Below are 13,728 nucleotides of genomic sequence, written 5' to 3'. Positions count from 1 at the left end.
GTTGCGCCTGCTGCGCCTGTCACGCCGCCTGCCAAGATGTAGCGCATGTCCCGGTACGCCCTGCTCCTCGCTCCGTCCGCCAATCGTGTCTACGCCGATCAGGCCTCTCGTCTCGCGCTGGCCGAGGTGGCCGCCTTTGGAAAGGTGCTGTCGTCCGATATTTCGGACATTGGCGTGGCGACACTCGGTGGTGTGGAGTATCTGACCTTCACCGGCGCTCTCTCCGAGCGGGACATTTCGTACTTGTCGAATCTGTCGTCGGCGTATGCGCTGTTCGAGCAGGTGGACGAGCTGCTGCGGCCGATCATGATGACGCCGCTGGCGACGTATGACAGCGACCTGATCACGATTCCGAAGTACGCGGGCAAGACCAACGAGCAGTTCACCAAGCTGGTGCTCAACCTGACCCTGCTCGCCTCGGCCTCGGCCGGGCGGATGCTCGACGGGCACCTGACCGTGCTCGACCCGCTCTGCGGCCGGGGGACGACCCTCAACCAGGCCCTCATGTACGGCTACGACGGGGTCGGCGTGGAGATCGACGGCAAGGACGTCGAGGCGTACAAACTCTTCCTCCAGACCTGGCTCAAGCGCAAACGCCTCAAGCACACCGCCGAGCTCGTCCCCGTACGGCGCCAGGGCAAGCGCGCCGCGCGCCGGCTCGAGGTCACCATGGCCGCCAGCAAGGAAGACCACAAGGCCGGCGCGGTGCAGAAGGTCACCGTCCTGCAGGCCGACACCACCCAGCTCGAGGGCCTGATCCGAGCCGGCGTGGCCGACGTCCTGGTGGCCGACCTGCCGTACGGCGTGGCCCACGGCAGCTACGACGACGAGGGCGGCATCTCCCGGCGCCCGCTCGACCTGCTGGAGCGCGCGGTGCCGCAGTGGCTGCCCCTGCTGCGCCCGGGCGGCGCCCTCGGCCTGTCCTGGAACACCAAGGTCGCCCGGCGTGAGCTGGCCGAGGACATCCTGCTGGCACACAACCTGGAACTCGTCGACCAGCTGCCCCTGGACCACCGCGTCGACCAGGGCATAGAGCGCGACGTCCTGGTCGCCCGGAAAACCAACTGAGAACTGTCATGCCCCGGCGGTAGTCTCACCGCTGATGTATACGGAAACCGCAGTGTTCGACCTGCTCCTGCCCGGCGACTCCCAGTCGCTCAAGCAGAAGCGCTCCTACGTCCGCCCGATCCTCGCGATGCTGAAGAAATACGAGGTCAGCGCCGCCGAGGTCGGCTTCCACGACCTGCACGGCCGGGCCCAGCTCGGGGTGGCGGTGGTTGCCGCCGAGCCGGCTCAGGCCCGCGCGGTCATCGACACCTGTGAGAACCAGGTGGCCGGTCGCCCCGAGATCGAGTTGCTCTCGGTCAAGCGCCGCCTCTACGGGGAGGACGACTAGTTCGGCCCATAGGCGGGCTGGGTACGCTTCAGCAGTTGGGCGGGGGTAGTGAGACCCGCGGGATCACAGTCGGAGGTGGGCGATATGTCGGACCCGGCCAAGACGCGCCGTCATGCGGAGCGCGTACGGGAGCTGGTGGCATCGCTGGTACGTGAGATCAAGGATCCCCGGCTCGGCATGGTGACCATCACGGACGCGCGGATCACCGGTGATCTGCGCGAGGCGACCGTCTACTACACGGTGCTCGGCGACCCGACCGAGCAGGCGGCCACCAAGGCCGCGCTGGAGAGCGCCAAGGGCATGTTGCGCAGCCGCGTCGGTCACGCCCTGGGCCTGCGGCACTCGCCGAGCCTGGCGTTCGTGCTCGACAACGTGCAGGACCAGGCCAAGGAGATCGACCACCTGCTGGCCGAGGCGCGCCTGCGCGACCAGGAAGTGCAGCGGCTCGCCGCCGGCAAGCAGTACGCGGGCGACCCCGACCCGTACAAGGCCGACGAGGACGACGAGGACGAGGACGAGCGGGTCGGAGCTCGCGAGGACCAGGGGTGAGAACGGTCTCCAGCATCCCCGGGGGCATGGCTCCCGGGGGCGTGCCCCGGCCGGCCGGGGCCGGCGCTCCCCGCCCCGCCTGGGCCCTCGGCGGTGCGTCCGCCACGGTCTCCGGTGACGGGGCGAGTGGTCCGGCCGTGATCGGGGGAGTGGCCGACCTCGAGTGGGTGGCCGCTGTGGACGCGATCCGTGCGCTCGGTCCCGACGACGAGGTCCAGCTCATCTGCCACGTGAACCCGGACGGGGACGCGCTCGGCAGCATGCTCGGCTTCGGGCTGGGGCTGCGCCGGCTCGGTGTCACCCGGCTGCGGGCCACGTTCCCGGGCCGCTTCGAGGTGCCGGTGCCCTACCGTGAGCTGCCCGGCAGCGAGCTTCTGGTGGCCGACGAGGACGCGTACCGGAACCCGGCTTTGATCATGATTTTCGACGTGGCGGCGGAGTCGCGCCTCGGTGATCTGGTGAGTCTGCTGCCCAGCGCGCCGGCCGTGATCGTCCTGGACCACCACGCCTCGAACACGGGCTTCGGTGGCATCAATCTCGTGGCTCCGCGGGCCGCCGCGACCTCGGTCGTGGCCGAGGCGCTGCTGAGCCGGCTCGGGGTGCCGCTCGACGCCGAGATCGCCGAGTGCCTCTACGTGGCGCTGTCGACCGACACCGGCTCGTTCAAGTTCGACCTGACCACCCCCGAGGTGCATCAGCTCGCGGCCCGGCTGATCGCGACGGGCATCAGCCCGGCCGAGATCTCGCGGCGGATCTTCGACACCCGCCCCTTCGGGGCGATGAAACTCTCCGGCGAGGTGCTGGGCCGGGCCCGTCTCGACGTCACGGCGGCGGGTGGGCGCGGTGTGGTCTGGACGTACGCGACCACGGCCGACCTGGAGAAATACGACCAGAAGCCGTACGTGCTGGAATCGCTCATCGACCCGGTCCGCAGTGTCGCCGAGGCGGACGTGGCGGTGCTCGTGAAAGAGATGACGGCCGGGGAGTGGGCGGTGTCGCTGCGCTCCAAGGGCGCGGTCGACGTCAGCGCCGTGGCGGTGGCGCTCGGCGGCGGCGGTCATCGTCTGGCGGCCGGTTTCACCGGCCGGGGCACGCCCGAGGAGATCGTCCAGCAGGTCAAGGATCTCCTGGACGTCAATCTCACGAAGTAGTAAGGATCGGCTTCCGGCCGGTGTCGCTTCGGCGACACCGGCTTTTTTCGTGTCCCGCTTCGTGGGAAGCACCCGTACCGCGGCCGAACTGAACGATAGTTTGGGTCCTGAACGGTGATTAGGTTTTGCGCGGTCGTGACCACTGCCCGCCGCGAGACCTCGAGCCACCCGGGCCCACCCGCCCGGGCAGCGTCGCCCTCGCCAGACGTCCGGCGATCCCGGACCGGCCCCGCGGCGCTCCGCTCGACCAAACCTCAGGCGCGTCGCGCCTTCACCCACCGTGGAAGGACCACGATCATGGCCACCAAGCCGAAGCCCCCCACCACCGACGAAGCCCGCGAGGCCGCGCGCCGCGCCCTGCAGACGTCGATGGACACCCGCCAGTAAGCACTCGTAGCGTTTGCACTCCTTACGGCCGGGCGGGCATCATGACAACCCATGAGCCCGTTCGACCGGCCGAACCCACCCGCGCCCAACGACGGCCCCGCTGACGCCCCCGGCCCCGCCGACTCCTTCGGTCCCGCCTTTTCCTCCGGCCCGGCCGACTCCTCCGGCGTCTATCCACCCCCTGGCCGACTCGGCCCGGACGCGGGAAGCGACCGCGCCGGCGCTGATCGGGCGGACGGTCTCGCGGGCGTTGATGCGGCGGGTGATCTCCCGCGTGTAGACCCGACGGGTAATTCCGCCGGCGTCGACCCGGCTCGCCCCAGCGCTGGTTCCGACTCGGCGCTCGCCTGGGCTGGTTCTGGCCCGGAGCTCGGCGGTGCCGGTTCTGGTGCGGCGCTTGGCGGTGCTGGTTCGGGCGCGGCCCGTGGCGGCGTCGGTTCTGACCCGGCGCCTGGTGGTGCTGGGTCTGGCGCGGCGCCTGGTGGTGCTGGGTCTGGCGCGGCGCCTGGTGGTGCTGGGTCTGGCGCGGCGCCTGGTGGTGCTGGGTCTGGCGCGGTATCCAGTGGGTCGCCGGCTTCGGCGCGGCGGATTGCGGCGCTCGCCTTGCCGGCGCTTGTGGTGCTGGCGGCGGAGCCGCTCTACGTGCTCGTCGACACGGCCGTCGTGGGACATCTCGGTGCCGTGCCGCTCGCCGCCGTGGCGGTCAGCGGAACTGTCATGTCGGTGGCCGCCTGGTTCGGCGCGCTCATGGCCTACGGGACCACCGGGCGGGCCGCCCGCCGCTTCGGCGCCGGTGACCGGGCCGCGGCTGTCGCCGAGGGCGTACAGGCGTCCTGGCTCGCCCTGGCCCTGAGCCTGCTCCTGGTGCTGCTGGCCCAGATCGGCGCCGACCCGCTGGCCCACGCGCTGGCCGGCAACGCCGAGACGGCCGGCGCGGCCGCCCAGTGGCTGCGCATCGCTTCCTTCGGCATTCCCGGCCTGCTGCTCGCCGCCGCCGGCAACGGCTGGATGCGTGGCGTCCAGGACACCCGCCGGCCGCTCTTCTTCGTGCTCGGCGCGAACGTCCTCTCGGCGATCCTCTGCCCACTGCTCGTCTACCCGGCCGGCTGGGGCCTGAACGGCTCCGCCGTCGCCAACGTGGCCGCGCAGACCGTTTCCGGCGGCCTGTTCCTGGCCGCCCTAGTCCGGGAGACCCGAGCGCTGCGGCCGGTACCGGCGGTCATCGTGCAGCAGATCGTCCTCGGCCGCGACCTACTGATCCGCGGCGCCTCGTTCCAGGCCTGCTTCCTGTCCGCCACCGCCGTCGCCAGCCGCTTCGGGGTGGCCGCGGTCGGCGCCCACCAGATCGCCCTCCAGCTCTGGTTCTTCAGCGCGCTCGCCCTCGACGCGGTCGCCATCGCCGCCCAGTCCCTGGTCGGCGCGACCCTGGGCGCCGGCGACGCCCAGGCGGCCCAGGACGTCGCCAAACGGGTGACCGTCGCCGGCGGCCTGGCCGGGATCGCCTTCGCCGCGCTGGCCGCGGCCGGCGCCGGCGTCATCCCCGGCTGGTTCACCCCCGACCCGGCGGTGCACGACCAGGCGGCCGTCGTCTGGCCGTGGTTCATCGCGCTGATGCCGTTCGCCGGCATCGTCTACGCCCTCGACGGCGTACTGATCGGCGCCGGCGACGTCCGCTTCCTGCGCGACATCACACTGGCCGCGACCTTGCTCGGCTTCCTGCCCGCCATCTGGATCGCCTACTGGCTGAACCTCGGCCTGGGCGGCGTCTGGGCCGGCCTGGCCCTGCTCATCGCGATCCGCTTCGCCGGCACGGTCTGGCGCTGGCGTTCGTCCCGCTGGGCGGTCGTGGGAGCCGAACTGAAAGCGCCGAACCCCAAGACCGCCTGACCCACAGCCGCGCCCGCCCTCCCAGGGGGACCCCCGCCTCTGGGCTCATTCTCACCACGAACGCCACGATCGCGCTCAACCGCTGTGGACAACTCCGATCCTGTGGACAACGGCCCACCCGCATTGAGAACTGGCAGGGTTAGGACCTGCACAGTTTGCGGGCGGAAGGCTGGGCCAGGCTGAGGGCCGGGTTGAGGGCTGGGCGGGCTGAGGGCCGGGCGGGCGGGCGGCCGGGCGGGCTGAGGGCTGGGCGGGCGGAAGGCTGGGCTGAGGGCTGGGCGGCCTGAGGGCTGGGCTGAGGGCGGCCGGGCGGACGGCCGGGCGGGCGGCCGGGCGGGCGGGCGGCCGGGCGGGCGGGCGGCCGGGCGGGCGGGCGGCTGGGCGGGCTGAGGGCCGGGCGGGCGGGCGGACGGCCGGGCGGACCGAGGGCTGGGCGGGCGGAAGGCCGGGCGAGCGGAAGGCTGGGCGGGCTGAGGGCTGGGCGGGCTGAGGGCTGGGCGGCGGATGGCGGACCCTAAGGTGGGCGGGTGAGTGCGGACGGACTGATCGTGGTGGACAAGCCGGCGGGGATGACCTCGCACGATGTTGTGAGCCGGATTCGGCGGCTGGCCAAGACCCGGCGGGTCGGGCATGGCGGCACGCTTGATCCGATGGCTACCGGGGTGCTCATCATCGGTGTGAACAGGGCGACACGCCTGCTGACGTACGTCATCGGGTCGGAGAAGAGCTACTCGGCGACCATCCGCCTCGGGCAGTCGACGATCACCGATGACGCCGAGGGGGAGGTCACCGCCACCACGCCGGCCGGTCATGTCGCCGACGAGGCGATTCGTGGGGGACTGGCGGAGCAGCGGGGCGAGATCGATCAGGTGCCCAGTGCTGTGAGCGCCATCAAAATCAACGGGCAGCGGGCTTACAAGCGGGTTCGCGACGGCGAGGACGTCGAGATTCCGGCGCGGCGGGTCACGATTTCGAAGCTGGATGTTCTCGACATCCGGCGGGTGGGTGACTTCGTCGATGTGGATGTCGATGTGACCTGTTCTTCCGGCACCTACATCCGGTCGATCGCCCGCGATCTCGGTGCGGGGCTCGGCGTCGGCGGTCATCTCACGGCCCTTCGCCGTACGGCGGTGGGTGGCTTGACGCTCGGCGAGGCGCTCACCCTCGACCAGTTGGCCGAGCGGGAGCCCGATGTCGTGACGCTGCCGATGTCCGAGGCCGCGCGGCAGGCGTTCCCGCAGCGGGAGGCGACCGCGGAGGAGGCGCGTGTGCTCAGCCATGGTGGCCCGCTGGACCCGGTCGGCATTTCGGGGCCGTACGCCGTCTTCTCCCCGGAGGGTGACGTGCTGGCCATCGTCTCCGAGCGTGCGGGCCGGGCCCGGGCCGAGATCGTCCTGGCCCCGGCGTGACCTACGCCGCCCGATACGCTGAGAACCGCTAACTGGCGAACACCGAAGGGGTACGCGGACATGCAGCGGTGGCGGGGCTTCGAATCGGTGCCGGGGGGCTGGGGCCGGTCGGTCGTCACGATCGGCGTCTTCGACGGTGTGCACCGGGGCCACCAGGCGATCATCGGGCATGCCGTGCAGCGCGCCCATGAGCTGGGGCTGCGGTCGGTTGTGGTGACCTTCGACCCGCATCCGGCCGAGGTGGTGCGGCCCGGTTCCCACCCGGCCGTGCTGACCGAGCCGGTGCGCAAGGCCGAGCTGATCGAGCAGCTGGGCGCCGACGCCCTGTGCGTGGTGCCCTTCACCAGGGAGTTCTCGCAGCTCTCGCCCGAGGCTTTCGTGCACGACGTGCTGGTCGAGTCGTTGCACGCGGCGGCCGTGGTGGTGGGCGACAACTTCCGGTTCGGGCACAAGGCGGCCGGTGACGCGGCCTTGCTGGAGCGGCTGGGCACCTCGTTCGGGTTCACCGTCGAGGACGCCCCGCTGGTCTCCGAGGACGGGCTGGTCTTCTCGTCGACGTACATCCGCAGTTGTGTCGACGCCGGCGACGTGCGGGCCGCGTCGGACGCGCTCGGCCGGCCCCACCAGGTGAGTGGGGTCGTGGTCCGCGGTGATCAGCGCGGGCGTGAGCTGGGTTTCCCGACCGCCAACCTGATGACGCATCGGTACGCGGCCATTCCGGCCGACGGCGTGTATGCCGGCTACTTCCTGCGCGCGGACGGCAAACCGCTGCCCACCAGCATCTCGGTCGGCACCAACCCGACTTTCGAGGGCCGCGAGCGCCGGGTCGAGGCGTACGTGCTGGACTTCGACGGTGATCTCTACGGCGAGCGGGTCAGCCTCGACTTCGTCGCCCATCTGCGCGGACAGGTGACCTACACGACCGTCGAGGCGTTGATCGACCAGATCCGGGCCGACGTGGAACAGACCCGAGTGTTGCTTCGGTGACTGCCTGGTAGGGTTGAGGCGCGGCTGGCTTATCCAGCCAACGGCTCCGCGTGCCTGCCCGACGCCGCGGGTGCGGATCCCGAGATCACCGGCAACACAGAAGTTCGGAGAACATGGCGCTCGATCAAGAGACCAAGCACAAGATCATCGACGAGTACAAGTCGAAGGACAGCGACACCGGATCCCCCGAGGTCCAGGTTGCGATGCTGACCAAGCGGATCGCCGACCTGACCGAGCACCTGAAGGTGCACAAGCACGACCACCACAGCCGTCGTGGTCTGCTGCTGCTGGTCGGCCGTCGCCGCCGTCTGCTCAACTACGTTCAGAAGAAGGACATCGCGCGCTACCGGACGCTCATCGAGCGCCTCGGCCTGCGCCGATAGCTTGACCTCCGGGGGAGTGGCCACAGGGCCGCTCCCCCGAGCAATACCCACGGACCCGCGCGGTACGCAGGCAAAGCCACCGGTCCTCGGTAGTGGTTCCCAGGCCTTGATTCCTGGGCACTTCGATCGAAGACCGGCAGCCTGAAGTCAACCGCGCTGTGTAGACCGCCGGGTCCTCGACGAAGGAGTACCGCACCACATGACAGAGCAGAACGCTCTCGGCACCGAATCTCGCACCGCCGTCATCGACAACGGGTCGTTCGGCACCCGCGAGGTGACTTTCTCCACCGGCCGGCTGGCCAAGCAGGCCGCCGGCTCGGTCATCGTCCAGCTGGGCGACACCACCGTCCTGTCCGCGACCACGGCCAGCAAGCAGCCGAAGGAGCACTTCGACTTCTTCCCGCTGACCGTCGACGTCGAGGAGCGGATGTACGCCGCGGGCCGCATCCCCGGCTCGTTCTTCCGCCGTGAGGGCCGCCCGAGCGAGGACGCGATCCTCACCTGCCGCCTGATCGACCGTCCGCTGCGCCCCTCGTTCACCAAGGGCCTGCGCAACGAGGTCCAGGTCGTCGAGACCGTGCTGGCCCTCGACCCGGCCCACCCGTACGACGTGGTCGCCATGAACGGCGCCTCGCTGTCGACCAAGCTGTCCGGCCTGCCCTTCAGCGGCCCGATCGGCTCGACCCGGGTCGCGCACATCGACGGCCAGTGGGTCGCCTTCCCGACCATCGAGGAGCTCGAGCGGGCCACCTTCGACATGGTGGTCGCCGGTCGCGTCCTGGCCGACGGTGACGTCGCCATCATGATGGTCGAGGCCGAGGCCACGCCGAACGCGGTCAAGCTGATCGCCGGTGGCGCCACCGCCCCGACCGAGGAGGTCGTGGCGAGCGGTCTCGAGGCCGCCAAGCCGGCCATCCGCGAGCTGTGCCGCGCGCAGAGCGAGCTGGCCGAGATCGCCTCGAAGCCGGCCGTCGAGTTCCCGGTGTTCCTGGACTACCAGGACGACGTCTACACCGCTGTGGTCGAGGCCGTCCGCGCCGAGACCGCCGAGGCGCTCAAGATCGCCGCCAAGCAGGAGCGCGAGGAGGCTCTCGACCTGGTCAAGGCCAAGGCGCACGAGCTTCTCGACGAGCGATTCGAGGGCCGCGAGAAGGAGATCAGCGCGGCCTTCCGCTCGGTCACCAAGTCCGAGGTGCGCCAGCGCGTGCTGCGCGACCAGGTCCGCATCGACGGCCGTGGCCCGCGCGACATCCGTCCGCTGTCGGCCCAGATCGGTGTGCTGCCCCGCGTGCACGGCTCGGCCCTGTTCGAGCGCGGCGAGACCCAGATCCTGGGCGTGACCACGCTGAACATGCTCCGCATGGAGCAGGCGCTGGACACCCTGGCGCCGGAGAAGTCCAAGCGCTACATGCACAACTACAACTTCCCGCCCTACTCGACCGGTGAGACCGGCCGGGTGGGTTCGCCGAAGCGCCGCGAGATCGGCCACGGTGCGCTGGCCGAGCGGGCCCTGGTGCCCGTGCTGCCGACGCGTGAGGAGTTCCCGTACGCGATCCGGCAGGTCTCCGAGGCTCTGGGCTCGAACGGCTCGACCTCGATGGGCTCGGTCTGCGCCTCGACGCTGTCGCTGCTCAGCGCCGGTGTGCCGCTGAAGGCGCCGGTCGCCGGCATCGCGATGGGCCTGATCTCGGACGAGGTCGACGGCAAGACGCAGTACGTCGCGCTGACCGACATCCTGGGCGCCGAGGACGCGTTCGGCGACATGGACTTCAAGGTCGCCGGTACGAGCGAGTTCGTCACCGCCCTGCAGCTGGACACCAAGCTCGACGGCATCCCGTCGGACGTGCTGGCCGGCGCTCTGCAGCAGGCCCACGAGGCTCGCGCCACGATCCTCGGGGTCATGGAGCAGGCGATCAACGCTCCGGCCGAGATGTCGGAGTACGCGCCGCGGGTCACCTCGGTGAAGATCCCGGTCGACAAGATCGGCATGGTCATCGGCCCCAAGGGCCAGACGATCAACGCGATCCAGGACGAGACCGGCGCCGACATCTCGATCGAGGACGACGGCACGATCTACGTGGGCGCCACCAACGGCCCGTCGGCCGACGCCGCGGTCGAGCGGATCAACGCGATCGCCAACCCGACGCTGCCGAAGGTCGGCGACAAGTTCCTCGGCACCGTGGTGAAGACGGCCGCGTTCGGCGCGTTCATCTCGCTGCTGCCGGGCCGCGACGGCCTGCTGCACATCTCCAAGGTGGGCGACGGCAAGCGGGTCGAGAAGGTCGAGGACTTCCTCAACGTCGGCGACAAGGTCGAGGTGTCCATCGCGGACATCGACGCCCGCGGCAAGATCTACCTGGACAAGGTCCGCCCCGAGGGCGAGGAGGCCCCCGCGGCCGCTCCCGCCGCGTCGGGTTCGGGCGAGCGCGAGAGCCGTCCGCCGCGTGAGCCGCGCGGTGACCGTGGTGGCGAGGGTGGTGGCGAGCCCCGCCGTCGCCGTCAGCGCTCCGGTGGCGACCGCGGCGAGCGCCGCGAGTAATCACCAGTGACAACGAGCAACAACCGCGGGCCGGCCGGAAGGCCGGCCCGCGTTACTACCAAGACCCTGCAGGACGGCGTCAAGAGGACCGTCCTGCCCAGTGGTCTGCGCATCGTCACCGAAGCGATTCCCACGACCCGGAGCGCCTCGCTCGGCGTCTGGGTGGGCATCGGCTCGCGTGACGAGACGCCGGGCATGTCCGGCGCCTCCCACTTCCTCGAGCACCTGCTCTTCAAGGGCACCCACAAGCGCACGGCGCTGCAGATCTCGGCCGAGATCGAGGCCGTCGGCGGCGAGACCAACGCCTTCACCACGAAGGAGTACACGTGCTACTACGCACGGGTGCTCGACGCCGATCTGGCGCTCGCGGTGGACGTGATGTGCGACGCCGTGGCCGACTCGATCATCGACCCGGCCGACGTGGAGACCGAGCGCGGCGTGATCCTCGAAGAGATCGCCATGCATGAGGACGAGCCCGGCGACGAGGTGCACGACGTCTTCACCGAGGCGATCTTCGGCGACCACCCGCTGGGCCGGCTGATCTCGGGGACCGAGGAATCGATCACCCCGATGACCCGCAACCAGATCAACAGCTTCTACAAGCGCCGCTACACGCCGCCGAACATCGTGATCGCGGCGGCCGGCAACCTCGACCACGCCACCGTCGTCCGGCTCGTGCGCAAGGCCCTGGCCGGCACGGCGCTGGACACCGGAACGGCCGATCCGGCCGGACCGCGTACGGGGTCGAAGCGCGTGCCCACCCAGCGCCCGCACACGGTCGTCCGCAACCGGGACACCGAGCAGGCGCACGTGGTCCTCGGCGGCGTCGGCATCGGCCGCCGCGACGAGCGCCGCTTCGCCCTGGGCGTGCTCAACAACGTCCTCGGCGGCGGCATGTCCAGCCGCCTCTTCCAGGAGATCCGCGAGAAACGGGGCCTGGCCTACTCGGTCTACTCGTACGCCAGCCAGTACGCCGACGCCGGCCTGTTCGGCGTCTACGCCGGCTGCGCGCCCGGCAAGGTCGAGGAGGTTCTCGACCTGACCCGGGCCGAGCTGGAGCGGGTGTCGGCCAAGGGGGTCGACGCCGAGGAGATCGCCCGCGGCAAGGGCATGGTCAAGGGCGCCTTCGTGCTGGGCCTGGAGGACACCGGCTCGCGGATGAGCCGGCTGGCCAAGTCGGAGCTGCTGTACGGCGATCTGATGTCGGTCGACGAGCTGCTCGGCCGGGTCGACGCGGTCACCGCCGACGAGGTCAACGCGATCGCGGCCGGCCTGCTGGCCCAGCCGATGTCGCTGGCCGTGGTGGGGCCGTTCGACGAGGCCGACTTCTCCGGTCGCTAACCTTGGGCCCCGTGACAACGCTGGAGAAGCCGCCGCCCTCGCCCGAGATCACCCCGGAGCAGCGCCGCCGCCGGGTCATCGGCATGTTGATCTGGGCGGCGGCCTTCGCCGTCTTCGTGACCCTGGTGGGCGTGCCCACCAGCGACGTGCTCCTCGCGTTCGGCTGGCTCTGGCTGGCCACCATCGCCTGGCGCAGCTACCTGCCGTGGCGTGAGCACCTGCTGTTCCTGCGCGACTGGCTGCCGGTCGTGTTGCTGCTGGTCTTCTACAACGTGTCGCGCGGCTCGGCCGACAAGCTCTTCGATCCGCACGTCTACCCCATGATCGACGCGGACAAGGCGCTGTTCGGCGGCCACATCCCCACCGTCTGGCTCCAGGAACACCTCTACACGAAGGACCACGTGCCGTGGTGGGAGGTGGTGACCAGCCTGGTCTACATCTCGCACTTCCTGGCCGTGCCGACGGTCGCGGTCATTCTGTGGGTACGCAGCCGCAAACTCTCGTACCGGTTCATGCGCCGGTGGATCTTCCTCAGCATGGCCGGCCTGATCACGTACTTCCTCTATCCGGCGGCGCCGCCCTGGTGGGCCTCTCAGTACCACTACATCCCCGAGCACGTCGTGCGCTTCTCGCTCCGCGGCCTGGAGGTGCTGGGCCTGCACGGCGCCGGCAACACTCTCAACGCGCTGCAGGTCGAGCAGTCCAACCCGGTCGCGGCGATGCCTTCCCTGCACACCGCGTACGCGATGATGGCGGTCGCCTTCTTCCTGCCGATGGTCCGCAAGCGCTGGTGGCCGCTGCTGTTCGCCTACCCGCTGGCGATGACCTTCACGCTGGTCTACACCGGCGAGCACTACGTGATCGACGTGCTGGTCGGCTGGATCTACGTCGCGCTGACGTTCCTGGTCGTGGGACTGCTGGAACGCTGGTGGCGCAACCGGGCTAAATTGACGCCGTGACTGAACCGATCCGTGTGGGCGTCCTCGGCGCCAAGGGCCGCATGGGCTCCGAGGCCGTCAAGGCCGTCGAGGCGGCGGCCGACCTCGAGCTGGTGGCGGCGCTCGGCCGCGGCGACGACCTCGAGGCCGCCGCGAACGCCCAGGTGCTCGTCGACCTGACCAATCCCGGCGCGGTGATGGACAACCTGCGCTGGGGCCTCGAGCGGGGCAAGAGCTTCGTGGTCGGCACCAGCGGCTTCACCGACCAGCGGCACGAGCAGATCCGCTCCTGGCTGGCCGGCCGGCCGTCGGCCGGTGTGCTGATCGCCCCGAACTTCGGCATCGGCGCGGTCCTGATGATGCAGTTCGCGGCCAAGGCGGCCCGCTACTTCGACTCGGCCGAGATCATCGAGCAGCACCACCCGCGCAAGCTGGACGCGCCGAGCGGCACGGCCACGCACACGGCCAAGCTGATCGCCTCCGCGCGCGCCGAGGCCGGTCGGGGCCCGATGCCGGACGCGACCAAGGAGGAGGTGCCGGGCGCCCGCGGGGCCGACCTCGACGGGGTACGGGTCCACGCGATCCGCGCGGCCGGGCTCGTGGCCCACCAGGAGGTCCTGTTCGGCAGCCTGGGCGAGACCCTGACCATCCGGCACGACTCGCTCGACCGGGTCTCGTTCATGCCCGGCGTCCTGCTCGGCGTACGGAAAATCCTGTCTCGTCCCGGCCTGACAGTGGGTCTCGACAGCTTTCTGGACTGA

General features: G+C 70.5%; 12 protein-coding genes. All 12 read left to right on the top strand.

Annotation, left to right across the window (positions count from 1 at the left end; all coding sequences use genetic code 11):
- The first annotated feature begins 45 nt into the window (after positions 1-45).
- The 12 genes from ACGFJ7_RS01895 to dapB all read left to right on the top strand — a co-directional run bounded on the left by ACGFJ7_RS01895 (position 46) and on the right by dapB (position 13,728).
- Entirely contained in the window at positions 46-1,068 is a 1,023-nt protein-coding gene (locus tag ACGFJ7_RS01895) for a TRM11 family SAM-dependent methyltransferase (RefSeq protein ID WP_392640251.1), read from the top strand.
- Positions 1,069-1,102: 34 nt separating this feature from the next.
- On the top strand, positions 1,103-1,396 hold the full coding sequence (locus tag ACGFJ7_RS01890; protein WP_392640248.1) for a DUF503 domain-containing protein: 294 nt from the start codon (positions 1,103-1,105) through the stop codon (positions 1,394-1,396).
- An 84-nt stretch (positions 1,397-1,480) separates the two neighbouring features.
- Positions 1,481-1,945 carry a 30S ribosome-binding factor RbfA gene (gene rbfA, locus ACGFJ7_RS01885; protein ID WP_097318531.1) on the top strand — a complete coding sequence of 155 codons (465 nt, stop codon included), beginning with the start codon at positions 1,481-1,483 and terminating at the stop codon, positions 1,943-1,945.
- Positions 1,942-3,096: a bifunctional oligoribonuclease/PAP phosphatase NrnA gene (locus tag ACGFJ7_RS01880; protein ID WP_392640245.1), complete on the top strand. Its 1,155-nt coding sequence runs from the start codon at positions 1,942-1,944 to the stop codon at positions 3,094-3,096. The genes rbfA and ACGFJ7_RS01880 overlap by 4 nt, the downstream gene beginning before the upstream one ends.
- 990 nt (positions 3,097-4,086) lie before the next feature.
- Positions 4,087-5,370, top strand: coding sequence for an MATE family efflux transporter (locus tag ACGFJ7_RS01875; protein WP_392640242.1), 1,284 nt, complete (start codon positions 4,087-4,089; stop codon positions 5,368-5,370).
- Positions 5,371-5,897: 527 nt separating this feature from the next.
- A complete protein-coding gene (truB, locus tag ACGFJ7_RS01870) occupies positions 5,898-6,779 on the top strand; it encodes a tRNA pseudouridine(55) synthase TruB (protein ID WP_360241841.1) in 882 nt (293 codons plus the stop codon).
- 60 nt (positions 6,780-6,839) lie between these two features.
- Positions 6,840-7,766 carry a bifunctional riboflavin kinase/FAD synthetase gene (locus ACGFJ7_RS01865; protein WP_360241837.1) on the top strand — a complete coding sequence of 309 codons (927 nt, stop codon included), beginning with the start codon at positions 6,840-6,842 and terminating at the stop codon, positions 7,764-7,766.
- Between the two features lie 113 nt (positions 7,767-7,879).
- Entirely contained in the window at positions 7,880-8,149 is a 270-nt protein-coding gene (rpsO, locus tag ACGFJ7_RS01860; RefSeq protein ID WP_360241834.1) for a 30S ribosomal protein S15, read from the top strand.
- A 199-nt stretch (positions 8,150-8,348) separates the two neighbouring features.
- Positions 8,349-10,688 (top strand): polyribonucleotide nucleotidyltransferase, encoded by a 2,340-nt coding sequence (locus tag ACGFJ7_RS01855; RefSeq protein ID WP_360241831.1) that lies wholly within the window; start codon positions 8,349-8,351, stop codon positions 10,686-10,688.
- A gap of 6 nt (positions 10,689-10,694) precedes the next feature.
- A complete protein-coding gene (locus ACGFJ7_RS01850) occupies positions 10,695-12,029 on the top strand; it encodes a M16 family metallopeptidase (RefSeq protein WP_392640236.1) in 1,335 nt (444 codons plus the stop codon).
- 83 nt (positions 12,030-12,112) lie between these two features.
- The gene (locus ACGFJ7_RS01845; RefSeq protein ID WP_392641270.1) at positions 12,113-12,988 is read left to right on the top strand and encodes a phosphatase PAP2 family protein; all 876 of its coding nucleotides are present in this window, start codon (positions 12,113-12,115) and stop codon (positions 12,986-12,988) included.
- Complete coding sequence (dapB, locus tag ACGFJ7_RS01840; RefSeq protein WP_392641268.1) at positions 12,976-13,728, top strand: 4-hydroxy-tetrahydrodipicolinate reductase; 753 nt, start codon at positions 12,976-12,978, stop codon at positions 13,726-13,728. The genes ACGFJ7_RS01845 and dapB overlap by 13 nt, the downstream gene beginning before the upstream one ends.

This window comes from Actinoplanes sp. NPDC048988 (assembly GCF_043197815.1).
Classification (GTDB): Bacteria; Actinomycetota; Actinomycetes; order Mycobacteriales; family Micromonosporaceae; genus Actinoplanes.
Note: the sequence above shows the minus strand (reverse complement) of the source record. Positions and strands in the feature narration are given on the sequence as shown.

Bases quoted from the DNA above. Each gene is read 5' to 3' on its own strand.
- ACGFJ7_RS01895 (WP_392640251.1), top strand. From the start codon at position 46: ATGTCCCGGTACGCCCTGCTCCTCGCTCCGTCCGCCAATCGTGTCTAC.
- ACGFJ7_RS01890 (WP_392640248.1), top strand. From the start codon at position 1,103: ATGTATACGGAAACCGCAGTGTTCGACCTGCTCCTGCCCGGCGACTCC.
- rbfA (WP_097318531.1), top strand. From the start codon at position 1,481: ATGTCGGACCCGGCCAAGACGCGCCGTCATGCGGAGCGCGTACGGGAG.
- ACGFJ7_RS01865 (WP_360241837.1), top strand. From the start codon at position 6,840: ATGCAGCGGTGGCGGGGCTTCGAATCGGTGCCGGGGGGCTGGGGCCGG.
- rpsO (WP_360241834.1), top strand. From the start codon at position 7,880: ATGGCGCTCGATCAAGAGACCAAGCACAAGATCATCGACGAGTACAAG.
- ACGFJ7_RS01855 (WP_360241831.1), top strand. From the start codon at position 8,349: ATGACAGAGCAGAACGCTCTCGGCACCGAATCTCGCACCGCCGTCATC.
- ACGFJ7_RS01845 (WP_392641270.1), top strand. From the start codon at position 12,113: ATGTTGATCTGGGCGGCGGCCTTCGCCGTCTTCGTGACCCTGGTGGGC.